Source organism: Niveibacterium microcysteis (assembly GCF_017161445.1).
Taxonomy (GTDB): Bacteria; Pseudomonadota; Gammaproteobacteria; order Burkholderiales; family Rhodocyclaceae; genus Niveibacterium; species Niveibacterium microcysteis.
This window is the reverse complement of the sequence record NZ_CP071060.1, coordinates 832,166-846,411: the sequence shown is the minus strand read 5'-3', so window position 1 is coordinate 846,411 and position 14,246 is coordinate 832,166. Positions and strand designations below refer to the sequence as shown.

The window sequence follows — 14,246 nt, the reverse complement described above, 5'->3', positions numbered from 1 at the left end:
CACGGCACACGCGCAGGCACACTGGCAGTTGCGCAAGCGCCGACGCCATAGAGCGGTGCGCGGCCCCGGATTCTCACCCCTTGAAATCGAGAACATCGCCATGCAATTCAAGAAACTGTCCGATCTGGACCTCGCGGGCAAGCGTGTATTCATCCGCGCCGACATGAACGTCCCGCAGGACGATGCCGGCAATATCACTGACGACACCCGTATCCGCGCCTCGGTGACCGGCATCAAGCTGGCCCTGGAAAAAGGCGCCGGTGTCATGGTGACCTCGCACCTCGGTCGTCCGACCGAAGGCGAATTCAAGCCTGATGATTCCCTGGCCCCCTGCGCACAACGTCTGTCCGAGTTGCTGAACATGCCGGTGCGTCTGGTTCAGAACTGGGTCGATGGCGGTTTCGACGTGAAGCCGGGCGAAGTGGTCGTTCTCGAGAACTGCCGCGTCAACAAGGGCGAAAAGAAGAACAACGAAGAGCTGGCCGCCAAAATGGCGAAGCTCTGCGATGTTTATGCCAATGATGCCTTCGGTACTGCACACCGCGCCGAAGCCACCACGCATGCCCTGGCAATGGCCGCTCCGGTTGCCTGCGCGGGCCCGCTGATGGCCGCCGAACTGGATGCGATCGGCCGTGCACTGGGCAACCCGAAGCGCCCGCTGGTCGCGATCGTCGCGGGCTCGAAGGTTTCGACCAAGCTCACGATTCTCGACAGCCTCGCAGACAAGGTTGATCAGCTGATCGTGGGTGGCGGCATCGCCAACACCTTTATGGCGGCCTCGGGCCTGCCCGTCGGCAAGTCGCTGATGGAAGCCGATCTGGTGCCGGAAGCCAAACGCATCATCGAAAAGATGGCTGCGCGCGGTGCCGGCGTGCCGATCCCGACCGATGTCGTCGTCGCCACCGAATTCAAGGCCGATGCGGCGGCAACCACCAAAGCGGCAGCCGATGTCGGTGCTGACGAGATGATTCTCGACATCGGCCCGAACACCGCTGCGGCGCTGGCTGAACAGCTCAAGGCCGCGGGCACGATCGTCTGGAACGGCCCGGTTGGCGTGTTCGAGTTCGAACAGTTCGCCGGCGGTACGAAGGCAATTGCCGACGCGATCGCCGACTCTGAAGGTTTCTCGATCGCTGGCGGTGGCGACACCGTGGCTGCGATCGGCAAGTTCGGCATCACCGACAAGGTCAGCTACATCTCGACCGGCGGCGGTGCCTTCCTCGAGTTCCTCGAGGGCAAGACCCTGCCGGCGGTCGACGCGCTGATGAAGCGCGCCGAGGCCTGACGCAGATGAGCGCGGCGGCCTGCGTCGCCGTGCGCATTTGCGGCAGACCTTAACGCTGCAAACTAGAATCAACGGTGCGCGGGAAGTGCGTTGCGGCGCTTCCCGCTCCCGGTTCCTCTCCCCCCTGATGACGGAATGACCGTCATGACATCCCCCCAAAAAGGAGCTCGGATGCAACGCCATACCAAAATCGTCGCCACCCTCGGACCTTCGTCGTCGGATCCGGAAACGCTTGAGCGCATGATCGCTGCAGGCGTCGACGTAGTTCGCATGAACTTCTCGCACGGCAAGCCTGAAGACCATATCGCTCGCGCCAACATGGTTCGCGCAGCGGCCGCCAAGGTCGGTCGTAACGTCGGCATCCTCGGTGACCTGCAAGGCCCGAAGATCCGCGTCGGCAAGTTCGAGAAGAACAAGATCACGCTGGCTAACGGCGCGAAGTTCATCCTCGACGCCACCTGCGAAATGGGTAACCAGGATCGCGTTGGCCTCGACTACAAGGAACTGCCGCGCGACGTTTCGCCCGGCACCATCCTGCTGCTGGACGACGGCAAGATCACGCTGGAAGTGGAAAAGGTCAAGGGCACCGAGATCCACACCAAGGTCGTTCAAGGCGGCGAGCTGTCGAACAACAAGGGCATCAACCGCAAGGGTGGCGGCCTGACCGCTCCGGCGCTGACCGCCAAGGACATGGAAGACATCAAGACCGCCGCACAGATCGGCGTCGACTTCCTCGCCGTGTCCTTCCCGAAGAGCGCAGCCGACATGTACATGGCCAAGACGCTGATGCGCGCGGCCGGCGGCCATGCGCTGACGATCGCCAAGATCGAGCGTACCGAAGCCGTTGAACTGAAGGCGCTGGAAGAGATCCTGAACTCCTCCGACGGCATCATGGTTGCCCGTGGCGACCTGGCTGTTGAAGTTGGCGAAGCTGCGGTGCCGGCGCTGCAAAAGCGCATGATCCGCATCGCCCGCGAAATGAACAAGCTGACGATCACCGCGACCCAGATGATGGAATCGATGATCTCCAGCCCGGTTCCGACCCGCGCAGAAGTGTCCGACGTTGCCAACGCGGTGCTCGATGGTACCGACGCGGTGATGCTGTCGGCCGAGACCGCCGCCGGCAAGTTCCCGGTTGAAACCGTCGAGGTGATGGCGCGCGTTGCGACCGAAGCCGAGAAGTTCAACCCGATCACGCTCGACCAGCACTTCCTCGACCGTACCTTCAGCCGTATCGACCAGTCGATCGCCATGGCCGCGCTGTTCACCGCGCACCATATGGGCGCCAAGGCGATCGCCGCGCTGACGCAGTCCGGCTCGACCGCGCTGTGGATGAGCCGTCTGAACTGCGGCGTGCCGGTCTACGCACTGACGCCGGATCAGGAAACGGTTCGCAAGTGCGCGCTGATGCGCGAGGTCTATCCGATCCTGACGCCGCCGCAAGACAACGTCGATCGCGAGCGCCTGCTCCGCGATGCCGAAAAGATCCTGCTGAAGAACAAGGTTGTGCAGCCGGGCGACATCGTGGTCTTCACCTGTGGTGACCCGGTGGGCCAGTCTGGCGGAACGAACAGCCTGAAGATCGTCCGTATCGGCGAAAACAGCTGATCCGGATCTCCCCATCCAACCCAGAGATTGGAAGAATCCATGTCCAAGATTTTTGATTTCGTGAAGCCGGGTGTCATCACCGGTGACGACGTGCAGAAGGTGTTCGAAATCGCCAAGGCGAACAAGTTCGCGCTGCCCGCCGTCAACTGCGTTGGCACCGACTCGATCAACGCCGTGCTGGAAGCCGCCGCCAAGGTGAAGGCTCCGGTCATCGTTCAGTTCTCGAACGGTGGCGCACAGTTCATCGCCGGCAAGGGCCTCAAGCTCGAAGGTCAGCAAGCCGCGATCATCGGCGCGATCTCCGGTGCCAAGCATGTGCACGCCGTGGCTGCCGCCTACGGCGTGCCGGTCATCGTGCACACCGACCACGCAGCCAAGAAGCTGCTGCCGTGGATCGACGGCCTGCTCGACGCCGGTGAGAAGCACTTCGCCGAAACCGGCAAGCCGCTGTTCTCCTCGCACATGCTCGACCTGTCGGAAGAGTCGCTGGAAGAGAACATCGAGATCTGCGAGAAGTACCTCGCTCGCATGGCCAAGATGGGCATGACGCTGGAGCTCGAACTGGGCTGCACGGGCGGTGAAGAAGACGGCGTCGACAACAGCCACATGGATCAGTCGGCCCTCTACACCCAGCCGGAAGACGTGGCCTATGCCTACGAGAAGCTGATCAAGATCAGCCCGCGTTTCACCATCGCGGCCTCGTTCGGCAACGTGCACGGCGTGTACAAGCCGGGTAACGTGAAGCTGACCCCGTCGATCCTCGACAACTCGCAGAAGTACGTGTCGGAGAAGTTCGGCGTACCGGCCAAGACCCTGAACTTCGTGTTCCACGGCGGTTCGGGCTCCACGGCACAGGAAATCGCGGACTCGGTGTCCTACGGCGTCATCAAGATGAACATCGACACCGACACGCAGTGGGCATGCTGGGAAGGCATCCTGAAGTACTACAAGGCCAAGGAAGGCTACCTGCAAGGCCAGCTGGGCAACCCGGAAGGCCCGGACAGCCCGAACAAGAAGTACTACGACCCGCGCGTGTGGCTGCGCAAGGGCCAGGAAACCATGATCGCCCGCCTCGAGCAGGCCTTCAAGGAACTGAACGCGGTCGACGTGCTGTAAGCACCCGCACCCGGCTCAGCCGAAAGGCGCCGTCCCGAAAGGGCGGCGCCTTTTTTCTTGGCCGTGCGGCGGGTGACGAATTGCTGCCGCGGCCGAGTTATGGAAAATCCTGACGCGAATTCGCGCCGCAAATCAGCGAGAATGCCGGCCTCGCGATGGGCGCCCCACGGCCTGGCCCATTGATTTCGCCTGCGACATCCCCCCGTTTCGCGGCACACCCACCCTGAAATGGAGTAATCCGATGCCTCTCGTCTCGATGCGCCAGCTGCTGGATCACGCAGCGGAACACGACTACGGCCTGCCCGCCTTCAACGTCAACAACCTGGAACAGGTCCAGGCCATCATGGAGGCCGCGCAGGAAACCGGCAGCCCGGTGATCATGCAGGGCTCCGCAGGCGCGCGTAAGTACGCGGGTGAAGCCTACCTGCGCCACCTGATCCTCGCCGCGCTCGAAACCCACCCCGATATTCCGGTCGTGATGCACCAGGACCATGGCGCGAGCCCGGCGGTGTGCATCCAGGCGATCCGCTCGGGCTTCTCCAGCGTGATGATGGACGGCTCGCTGCTGGAAGACGCCAAGACGCCGTCGAGCTTCGATTACAACGTCGCGACCACGCGCAAGGTAGTTGAACTCGCGCACGCTGTGGGCGTGTCGGTCGAAGGCGAACTCGGCTGCCTCGGCTCGCTCGAAACCGGCCACGGCGAAGCGGAAGACGGCCACGGCGCCGAAGGTGCGCTGTCACACGATCAGTTGCTGACCGATCCGAACGAAGCCGCCGAGTTCGTCCGCGCAACCGGCGTCGACGCGCTGGCGATCGCGATCGGCACCTCGCACGGGGCCTACAAGTTCACCCGCCCGCCCACTGGCGCCGTGCTGCGCATCGACCGCATCAAGGAAATCCACGCCCGCATCCCCAACACCCATCTGGTGATGCACGGCTCGTCATCGGTGCCGCAGGACTGGCTCGCGATCATCAACGAATTCGGCGGCGACATGGGCAGCACCTATGGCGTGCCGGTCGAAGAGATCGTCGAAGGCATCCGCCACGGCGTGCGCAAGGTGAACATCGACACCGATCTGCGCATGGCCTCGACCGGTGCGATCCGTCGCCATCTCGCGAAGGACGGCAAGAACTTCGATCCGCGCAAGTACTTGCTGGAAGCCAAGAACGCCATGAAGGCGATCTGCAAGGCGCGCTTCGAGGCGTTCGGATCGGCCGGCCAGGCGCAAAAGATCCGTGCGTTGTCGCTCGACAGCATGGCTGCGCGCTACAAGTCCGGCGAGCTGGCGCAGAAGATCGCCTGATTCAGATGCCGACGGTGCGAGGGCGCTGGCAACAAAGCTCGCGCCTCGCAGCACCGCGGGGTGTCGCGCCCCGCCGGGGGGCGGTATAGTCGGGGCGCGCACCCCGCGCGGCCCCTCCCCCCGGCTCACCATGACACCAGTAGGTTCTCCGCTGCACCGCGCCCGCGCGGCATTCAAGTACGGCCTCGAGTGGGTCGAGTTCTTCGGCCTCGCGGTGGTCGGCGTCGCGACATCGATCGCGATGGGTGAAGAAGTCGTCGCAATGTGGCGCAACAGCCGCGTCACACTGACCGATCTGCTGTTGATGTTCCTCTACCTCGAAGTGCTGACGATGATCGCGCAGTACTTCAAGAGCGGGCAGCTGCCGGTGCGCTTTCCGCTCTACATCGGCATGGTGGCCCTCGCCCGCTACCTGATCCTCGACCTCAAGGAGCTCACCGAATGGCGCATGCTGGCCATCTCGGGCGCGATCCTGCTGCTTGCGATCGGCGTGCTGGTGATCCGCTATGGCCATGTGCGCTTCCCGTACAACGAAGACCGCGACACCCCGGCCAAGAAACCCTATGTAAGGGAATGACTCCCGCTCAACGCCCCCCGTGCATGCGGTAGTTCGCTCCCCGTCACGCGGTAAGCCTTGCGCTGCGGCCCTTGCAGGGCTATACGAATGGAATGCGCAGCGCGCATTCCTTCCCTCTGCATCCCCGAACCAGCAAGGAGCTTCCCATGGCGGGCGCCAAACGTGCACTCTGTGTCGGCATCAATCAATTCAAGAACTACCCCGGCGCGCAACTCAACGGCTGCGTGAATGACGTCGCCAGCATGCAGGACATGCTGGTCAAGTACCTGGGATTTCCTGCCGAGAACATCCAGACGCTGACGGATGCGCAAGCGACCAAGGCCAAGGTGATGGGTGCGCTGGGCAAGCTGGTCGACGCGGCAGTGGCCGGGAAGGTCTCGCACCTGGTTTTCAGCATCTCGTCGCACGGCACCCAGGTGCCAGATCTCAATGACGACGAGGCCGACAACGCCGACGAGGCCTTCTGCATGCACGACCTCGCTGAGAAGAACGGCGAATGGGACCGTGACCGCGTGATCGTCGACGATGAGCTGCGCGCACTCTTCGCCAAGGTGCCGAAGACCGTGCTGGTCGAATGTTTCTTCGACACCTGCCACAGCGGCACCGGACTCAAGGCGCTTGACCTGATCCCGACACGCAAGCCGCGCTGGCTGCCGCCGCCTACGCCGATCGCGATCGACAACATGACCGGGCGCAGCGCACCTGGGCTACGCAAGCGGCTCGATGACGCGGGGATCGATCACGCAATCCTGTGGGCCGCCTGCAAGTCGAGCCAGACGAGCGCGGACGCCAAGATCGGCAAAGCCTATGCCGGGGCGTTCACCTACTACCTGACTGCGCGGATCAAGACGGCCAAGGGCCAGATCAAGCGCAGCGAGCTGCTCAAGCAAGTGCGTGACGATCTCAAGGCCAATCGCTATACCCAGGTACCGGAACTCAACTCCGACCGCGCCACCAAAACGCGCCAACTCGGCACCTGAGCGCAGCTCGGCAGGCAAACGAACGGGGGCGCGCTTCGGCGCGCCCCGTCGCTTGATGGCAGGCAAGGCGCCGGCACCCGCGCCGGATCAAGCTCGCATCTCCCCCAAAACAGAGCACACAAAAATGGCCTTGATCCGACTGGACGAACCCACCGTCCGCCCCAAAACACCGCCCAAGGGTTTTGCCTTGTTCGCCCTGGGCTTCCGCCCCTTCTATCTGCTTGCGGCGCTATTCGCCACCTTGGCGGTACCGCTCTGGCTGGCGCAGTTTCACGGCCTGCTGCCCGCGCCGCCGTGGATGCCCGGTCTTTTCTGGCATGCGCACGAAATGGTCTTCGGTTTCGCGGTTGCCGTGATCGTCGGTTTTCTCTTAACCGCAGCGCAGAACTGGACCAGCCTGCCGACGGCGAAGGGCGCCCCGCTCGCAGCCCTCGCCGCGGTCTGGCTGCTTGGCCGCATCGGCATCTACGCGGCCCCGCCGCTACTGGCCGCCGTTCTGGACCTGGCCTTCCTGCCGCTCGCCGCGGTGTCGCTTGGTCGAGTCTTGTGGCGCGCAAAGAGCCAGCGGAATTATTTCACCGTCGCGCTGCTGCTCGCGCTCACGGTGGCAAACGGGCTGTTCCACGCCAGCGTGCATGGCCTGATCGCCGCAGATCCATTGACCGTAATGCACGCAGCGCTTGCGCTGGTGATGATGCTGGTCACGATCATCGCCGGGCGCATCGTGCCGAGCTTCACCGCGAACGCGTTGAAAGGGGTGCGGCAATTCCAGAACGACCAGATCAACGCCTGCGCGATCGGCTTTACCGGCTGCGCGTTGGCGCTGTCGGTGGGAGGCGCCAACGCCGCGCTGACCGCTATCGTCGCGCTGCTCGCAGCGGCCTTGCAGGCGATACGCACTTGGGGCTGGAACCCGTGGGCCACGCGCAAGACGCCTCTGCTGTGGGTGCTGCACCTCGGGCACCTGTGGCTGCCGGTTGGCCTGACACTGCTCGCCGTCGCGGCCCTCGGCTGGATTCCGCAATCGCCCGCATGGCATGCCTTCGGCTTTGGCGCGATGAGCGCGCTGATCCTCGGCATGATCACGCGCACCGCACTCGGCCACACCGGCCGCCTGCTGCTCGCCGGCCGCAGCGAGACGGCCGCCTATGCGCTGCTGCACGGCGGCGCCTTGATTCGCGTGATCGGGCCGCTGGTGCTACCCGGCGCAATGAGCGCGGTGCTGGGCCTTGCAATGCTGTGCTGGAGCGGTGCTTTCGCGCTGTACCTGATCAGGTATGCGCCAATCCTGATTAACCCGCGTGTGGACGGACGTCCGGGGTGAAAAAGGTTGGGGGGATCGGGTGAGGAGCGAAACCCTCACCCCCCATAAGGGATTGGAGATGCACCTGAGTGTCGTTTTGGGCTGAGCACCACGCGGCACCCGACAAGGACCGCGCAGCCCTCAGCCCCGGGAACGACGGCCCCGATTCAGTTGTGTTGCGCGTCGTGGCGCTGGCGCCAGATGTGACGCGACTGGCGGTTATCCGTACTCACCACGCGGCGCTGCTCACCTGCACCAACGTAACCATCGCTGCCAGCGCGCGCCAGCTTGCGATCGCCCGATGCCTGTTGGCGCTCCATGCGGCCCGCTTCATGGGTCGTCAGGCTGCCGTCGGCCAGGCCGTTGCGGATCCGCGTCTGTTGATTGATGTCCCGCGAGACATCGGCCTGCATGCGTTGGCTCGATACCGAATTCGGATTGCCACGTTGCGCATCGTGCTTTTCGCTACGGATCAACTCGCTCTCGGCGTTCTGCGCCTGCTTGATGCGTGCCGCTTCCTTGCTGCTGACCTGACCATCGCGCGAGGCATGCGCCTCCATCTGCTCGATCTTCGATTGCTGCTTCTCAAGGCGCGCAGCCTCGCGGGTGTTCAGCGAGCCACTCTGCAGGCCTTGTTCGATACGTTCTTGCTGTTTGACGTTGCGGTCCACCGCCGTCGTGTCGGCCGCCATCGCAGCGGCGGCAGGGAGGCCGGCGAGCAGCACGGCCAACAGGCGAAGCGTCGTGTTCATTCGAGTCTCCTTGCGCAGTGCGCGGATTTGTTGCCGTTTCGCTGACACCGCCTACCCGGTCGTCATCGCGTGACTGCATCGTGCCCGAGCACCGCCCGACAGGCGTTTCGCGGGCGTGAGGCATTGCAACGCTTTGTAAGCGCCGTGGTACGGTATGTCGCATGAAGAGCCTGATACACATTAGCCTCGCAATCGCCCTCATCGGCCTGCTGGGCCAACCCGCCCGCGCCGCACTGCCGGACGACGTTACACGCGCGCTGCGCGCCGGCAACATTCCAGAGTCCGCGGTGTCGCTATGGGTTGGCGCACCGGACGGCGGAAAGCCGCTGTGGGCGCACCGCAGCGATACGCCACGCAACCCCGCGTCCGTGATGAAGCTGCTGACCAGCCTCGCGTCGCTCGAACTGCTGGGGCCGGCGTGGACCTGGAAGACGGATGTGCTCACGCGCGGCACGCTGAGCGCCGGGGTCCTCGAGGGTGACTTGATCCTGCGCGGCGGCGGCGACCCCTTCCTGACCTGGGATCGGCTGGGCGGCCTGCTGCGCGATGTGCGCAGCCGTGGCGTACGCGAAATCCACGGCGACATCCTGCTCGACCGCAGTCTGTTCGCGCTGCCACCGCACGACCCGGCGGCCTTCGATGGCCGCGCGGTGCGCGCCTACAACGCGGCGCCCGACGCGCTGGCGGTGAACTTCAACGCGATCACGCTGCGGATCAGCCCGCGTGCGGACGGTGGCGTGGACGCTGTGCCAACGCTGCCGTTTGCCGGCCTGCAAGTCGAGAACAGTCTGCGCGCACAAGCGGGCGACGGCTGCCCCAGCTGGCGCGATCTGGTCGCGCCGGAAATCACCGCCAAGGGCGAATCGGTGAATGTGCGCCTGCCCGGCCGCTTCCCCACTGCATGTGGCGAGAAGATGCTCAACCTTGCTGCGCCCGATCCGGTGCTGATGGCCAATGGCGTGATCCGCGCGATCTGGCAGGAGCTGGGCGGCCGCTTCACCGGCCATGTGCGCAGCGCCACCACCCCGGCCGACGCAAGCCTGCTGACGAGCTGGCAGTCACCGCCGCTGGCCGATGCGCTGCGTGAGACGGACAAGTACTCCAACAACCTGATGGCAAGACAGATCTTTCTGAGCCTCGCGCTGCTGGATGGCGCTGCGCCCGCAACACCCGAGGCGGCAGCGACGCGCCTGCGCGCATGGATGCCCACGCGCGGTCTGGATCCGCAGCAGTGGGTGATCGAAAACGGCTCCGGGCTCTCGCGCCAGGAGCGCAGCACCGCAGCCCAGCTCGGCACGCTGCTGCGCGCGGCCTGGATGAGCCCGCGCATGCCTGAATTCATGGCCGCGCAGCCAATCATCGGCATCGATGGCACGATGAAGAAACGCCTGCCAGGCACCGCGGTGGCCGGACGCGGCTACGTGAAGACCGGAACGCTGGACGGCGTAAAAAGCGCCGCCGGTTATCTGCTGGATGCGCGCGGGCGCTGGATCGCATTCGCGTGGCTGATCAACCACCCGAACGCCGACGCCGGCGATGCGGCGCTGGAGGCCCTGCTGACACGGCTCTACGCTGCCGAGTAGCAGGCCTGCCCCAGCCGGCCTACTTTGCGAGCTGCGCGAACACCGCCATCAGTTCCGCGTCGCCCATGTCGCGGGCAGACGCCAGCTCGCCGGCCGAGGTCGCATGGCGCAGCTTTCCTTTCGCATCGAGCACCGCAACCGCGGGGATGCCCTTCTTGCTCGGGTTGCCATAGTCAGCGGCCACATCCTGATTGCGGTCCCAATTGCCAATATCGACCTTGGTGACGACGTACTGCCGGGAGACATGCTGGGCGAGTGAGCCCTCGCCCATCTTGCGCGCGAGCTCGCGGCAGTCCTTGCACCAATTGGCGCCGAATACCAGCAAGACATGCTTCTTCTGCTGCTTGGCCTGCTTGAGCGCGGCGGCAATATCCGCTCGCGCATTGGCGGCTTCGTCGTAGGGCATCGTGTCAGCCGCCCGGGCTGATGGGCCGAGGCAGGCCAAAAGGATGAACAGATTCAGGGCGAGGCGTGAGGCGCGTAGCATGTCGGCTTGCTTCATATCGGCTGCAAAGCGCCAATCTAGCACCGCAGGGTATCCGCAAGGAGAGCAGGAAATGGAATACCGTCGTCTCGGCCGCTCCGGCCTGCAAGTGAGCCAGCTCTCGCTCGGCTCCTGGGTGACCTATCACAACCAGGTCGACACACGCGCCGCCCGCGAACTGATGGCCGCGGCCTTCGACCATGGGGTGAACTTCTTCGATAACGCTGAGGCCTACGCCGGCGGGCAGTCAGAAACGATCATGGGCGCCGCCCTGCGCGAGCTGGGCTGGTCGCGCGTGAAGTACGTGGTGTCGACCAAGTTCTACTGGGGTTTGTCGGAGGGGCCGAACCAGCGCAACACGCTCAACCGCAAATACCTGCGCCAGGCAATCGACGGATCGCTGCAGCGCTTCGGGCTCGACTATGTCGACCTCGCGTACTGCCACCGCCCCGATCCGAACACGCCGATCGAAGAGACGGTGTGGGCGATGCACGACATGGTTGAGCAGGGCAAAGCGCTGTACTGGGGCACCTCGGAGTGGGCCGCTGACGAGATCCGCGCCGCGTGGGAGATTGCCGAACGCCACCATCTGCACAAGCCGGTGGTGGAGCAACCGCAATACAACCTGTTCCACCGCGCGCGCGTCGAGAAGGAATACGCACGCCTGTACGACGACATCGGCCTCGGTCTGACGACATGGAGCCCGCTCGCCTCCGGGCTCCTGACCGGCAAGTACCGCAACGGTGTGCCGGCCGGCAGCCGCGGCGCGCTGGAATCCATGGCTTGGCTGCGCGATGCGCTGACCGACCCCGCCAAGAACGCCATCGTCGATCGCTTCGTGGGCTTTGCGAGCAAGTTGAGCTGCACCCCGGCACAACTGGCGATTGCATGGTGCAGTGCGAACCCGCGCGTATCGAGCGTGATCACGGGCGCCTCATCCGTCGCCCAGTTGCAGGACAACCTTGGCGCGCTCGTCGTCTTGCCCAAGCTCGATGCCGACACGCTGCAACAGCTCGATGCGCTTTTCCCAAGCATCTGAGCCAGGCGCCGCATGGCTGGATTCAAACTGAGCACTCGCCGTGGCGCCAGCGTCCTGATCGGGCTCGCGCTGCTGGCGCTCGGCGCCTGTGGAGGCGGCGGCAGCGATAGCACTGCGCCGGCGCCGTCACAACCGGACCCCGCCCCGCCTGTAAGTGGACGTTGGGTGCCTGCACTGAGCGACACCTGGCAATGGCAGCTCAACGGCAGCCTGAATACCAGCTACGTTGCCAGCGTCTACGACGTCGACCTGTTCGACACCCCGCAAACCACGATCGACGCCTTGCATGCGCAGAACCGCAAGGTGGTGTGCTACTTCTCGGCGGGGAGCGGCGAAGACTGGCGGCCGGATTACGGCGGCTTCGCGGCGGCCGACCTGGGTGCCGCGCTGGCCGGCTGGGCGGGCGAACGCTGGCTCGACACGCGTTCGGCGAGCGTGCGCAGCCTCATGGCGGCGCGCCTGGATCTGGCCGTCAGCAAACGATGCGACGGCGTGGAGTCGGACAACGTGGACGGCTACGCCAACACGAGCGGCTTTCCGCTGAGTGCCGCGACGCAGCTGGACTACAACCGCTGGCTGGCGGCGCAGGCGCACGCCAGAAAGCTCGCCATCGCACTGAAGAACGATCTGGAGCAGCTGCCGGATTTGCAGGGCGACTTCGACTTCGCGATCAACGAAGAGTGCTTCGCGCTCAATGAATGCAGCGCGTACGCGAGCTTCATTGCACTCGGCAAGCCGGTGTTCAACGCAGAGTACGCGTCGCGCTATCAGCAGAACACCAATGGCGCGCGCACCGCCCTGTGTGCCGCGGCACAACAGGCGCAGATCCGCACCCTGGTACTCGCGCAACAGCTCGACGACAGCTACCGCTACGCCTGCCCCTGAACCAGCCGCGTGATCAGGCTTCGCAGCGCTCGAGCGAGAGTGCGGCGAAACGCGCCTGCAGTGCGGCGAAAGGCAGGTCGCGCCCGATCAGAACGATGCGGTTGTCGCGCTGCTCGCCATGCGCCCATTCGCGACCGTAGTCGAAGCCAGCAATGCGATGCACGCCCTGGAAGATCAGCCGGCGTGCCTCGCCTGCAATCGACAGGATGCCCTTGTAGCGCAGCAGATCGTTGGCATGCGTTTCGATCAGCGATTCAACGAAGCCCGACACGGCGTCCAGATCGAGTTCGCCGTCGGCTTCCAGCACCACCGAGCCGATCGCGGCATCGTGACGCGGCGCCTGGATGCCCTCGGCACTGGCGGCACTGCGCACGAAACGATGCACCGGCTTGCGCGGCGGCAGACCACGCTCGTCGAGTGAGAATCCGCCGATGTTCAGCAGATCGCGCCACTCCTCGTCGGCAGTGCCCGCACGCAGCAACGGGGCGCGCGCGTTGATGTTGCGCAGGATCGGGAGCAGTGTGCTGGGCGCTGCCGCATCCGCGCAGTCGGCCTTGGTCACCAGCAGGCGATCGGCGTAGGCCACCTGGGCACTGGCAACGCGCTCACGCTCCAGCTGCGATAGCGCATGGCAGGCGTCGACCAGCGTGATGACGCCGTCCAGCGCGTAGCGATCGCGCAAGGTCTCGTCCCAGAAGAAGCTCTGGATCACTGGGCCCGGGTCGGCCAGGCCAGTGGTTTCGATGACGAGCCGGTCGAACGCGATCAGCCCCATGTCACGCCGCTCCGCCAGGTCGACCAGCGCGGCGGCCAACTCCCCCTGCACGCTGCAGCAGATGCAACCGTTCGACAGCTCCACGATGGTGCTGGCGCCAGGGCCGACCAGATCGCCGTCGATACTTTCGGCGCCGAACTCGTTCTCCACCACTGCAATGCGTTGTCCGTGCGGTGCCGCGAGCAAGCGGTTGAGCAGTGTCGTCTTGCCCGCGCCGAGAAAGCCGGTAAGCAAGGTGACGGGAATGGGCGTGGTAGTCGGGTTCATGGCGGTTTCCTTTGCGGAGTGCGCGCGGGTCTGCATCGCGGCCGGTGCAGACCCCCGAGCACTCGGGGGGTGTTCAGCGACTCAGCAACACTTGCCGTTGCCCTTCGCACCGAAGCGGGCGTCCTGACGTTCGCGGAAGAATTCCTCGTAGGTCATTGGCGTCTGCTCAGGATGCGTCAGGCGCATGTGCTGAACATAGGTGTCGTAGTCGGGCTGGCCCACCATCAGGCGGGCTGCCTGACGGAGGGTTTGCCCCATGCGAGCGAGGTCGCGAAACATCGTTCGC

At 64.8% G+C, this 14,246-nt stretch carries 14 protein-coding genes; 10 read left to right on the top strand and 4 right to left on the bottom strand.

Annotated features, from left to right (window positions below; genetic code table 11):
• Window positions 1-100 precede the first annotated feature (100 nt).
• The 7 genes from JY500_RS03940 to JY500_RS03910 all read left to right on the top strand — a co-directional run bounded on the left by JY500_RS03940 (window position 101) and on the right by JY500_RS03910 (window position 8,196).
• Window positions 101-1,285, top strand: a complete 1,185-nt coding sequence (locus JY500_RS03940) for a phosphoglycerate kinase (RefSeq protein WP_206256397.1) — start codon at window positions 101-103, stop codon at window positions 1,283-1,285.
• A 171-nt stretch (window positions 1,286-1,456) separates the two neighbouring features.
• The gene (gene pyk, locus JY500_RS03935; RefSeq protein ID WP_172204597.1) at window positions 1,457-2,893 is read left to right on the top strand and encodes a pyruvate kinase; all 1,437 of its coding nucleotides are present in this window, start codon (window positions 1,457-1,459) and stop codon (window positions 2,891-2,893) included.
• Window positions 2,894-2,932: 39 nt separating this feature from the next.
• Window positions 2,933-4,009, top strand: a complete 1,077-nt coding sequence (gene fbaA, locus JY500_RS03930) for a class II fructose-bisphosphate aldolase (protein WP_172204595.1) — start codon at window positions 2,933-2,935, stop codon at window positions 4,007-4,009.
• Between the two features lie 241 nt (window positions 4,010-4,250).
• Entirely contained in the window at window positions 4,251-5,315 is a 1,065-nt protein-coding gene (gene fba / locus JY500_RS03925) for a class II fructose-bisphosphate aldolase (RefSeq protein WP_172204593.1), read from the top strand.
• Between the two features lie 130 nt (window positions 5,316-5,445).
• Window positions 5,446-5,892: a phosphate-starvation-inducible protein PsiE gene (locus tag JY500_RS03920; RefSeq protein ID WP_172204591.1), complete on the top strand. Its 447-nt coding sequence runs from the start codon at window positions 5,446-5,448 to the stop codon at window positions 5,890-5,892.
• A gap of 146 nt (window positions 5,893-6,038) precedes the next feature.
• A complete protein-coding gene (locus tag JY500_RS03915) occupies window positions 6,039-6,872 on the top strand; it encodes a caspase family protein (RefSeq protein WP_206255130.1) in 834 nt (277 codons plus the stop codon).
• A gap of 124 nt (window positions 6,873-6,996) precedes the next feature.
• Window positions 6,997-8,196, top strand: coding sequence for an NnrS family protein (locus JY500_RS03910; protein WP_206255129.1), 1,200 nt, complete (start codon window positions 6,997-6,999; stop codon window positions 8,194-8,196).
• 146 nt (window positions 8,197-8,342) lie between these two features.
• Here JY500_RS03910 and JY500_RS03905 read toward each other — a convergent pair whose 3' ends face one another.
• A complete protein-coding gene (locus JY500_RS03905) occupies window positions 8,343-8,927 on the bottom strand; it encodes a hypothetical protein (protein WP_206255128.1) in 585 nt (194 codons plus the stop codon).
• A 161-nt stretch (window positions 8,928-9,088) separates the two neighbouring features.
• Here JY500_RS03905 and dacB point away from each other — a divergent pair, with 161 nt between their 5' ends.
• Window positions 9,089-10,510 carry a D-alanyl-D-alanine carboxypeptidase/D-alanyl-D-alanine endopeptidase gene (dacB, locus tag JY500_RS03900; protein ID WP_206255127.1) on the top strand — a complete coding sequence of 474 codons (1,422 nt, stop codon included), beginning with the start codon at window positions 9,089-9,091 and terminating at the stop codon, window positions 10,508-10,510.
• Window positions 10,511-10,529: 19 nt separating this feature from the next.
• Here the strand turns inward: dacB and JY500_RS03895 are convergent, their stop codons facing one another.
• A complete protein-coding gene (locus JY500_RS03895) occupies window positions 10,530-11,012 on the bottom strand; it encodes a thioredoxin family protein (RefSeq protein WP_206255126.1) in 483 nt (160 codons plus the stop codon).
• A gap of 55 nt (window positions 11,013-11,067) precedes the next feature.
• Here JY500_RS03895 and JY500_RS03890 point away from each other — a divergent pair, with 55 nt between their 5' ends.
• Window positions 11,068-12,033, top strand: a complete 966-nt coding sequence (locus JY500_RS03890; protein ID WP_206255125.1) for a potassium channel beta subunit family protein — start codon at window positions 11,068-11,070, stop codon at window positions 12,031-12,033.
• Window positions 12,034-12,045: 12 nt separating this feature from the next.
• Window positions 12,046-12,918, top strand: a complete 873-nt coding sequence (locus JY500_RS03885) for an endo alpha-1,4 polygalactosaminidase (RefSeq protein WP_206255124.1) — start codon at window positions 12,046-12,048, stop codon at window positions 12,916-12,918.
• A gap of 13 nt (window positions 12,919-12,931) precedes the next feature.
• Here the strand turns inward: JY500_RS03885 and JY500_RS03880 are convergent, their stop codons facing one another.
• On the bottom strand, window positions 12,932-13,960 hold the full coding sequence (locus JY500_RS03880; RefSeq protein WP_206255123.1) for a GTP-binding protein: 1,029 nt from the start codon (window positions 13,958-13,960) through the stop codon (window positions 12,932-12,934).
• 81 nt (window positions 13,961-14,041) lie between these two features.
• Window positions 14,042-14,239 (bottom strand): YbdD/YjiX family protein, encoded by a 198-nt coding sequence (locus JY500_RS03875; protein ID WP_172204574.1) that lies wholly within the window; start codon window positions 14,237-14,239, stop codon window positions 14,042-14,044.
• Between the last annotated feature and the right edge of the window lie 7 nt (window positions 14,240-14,246).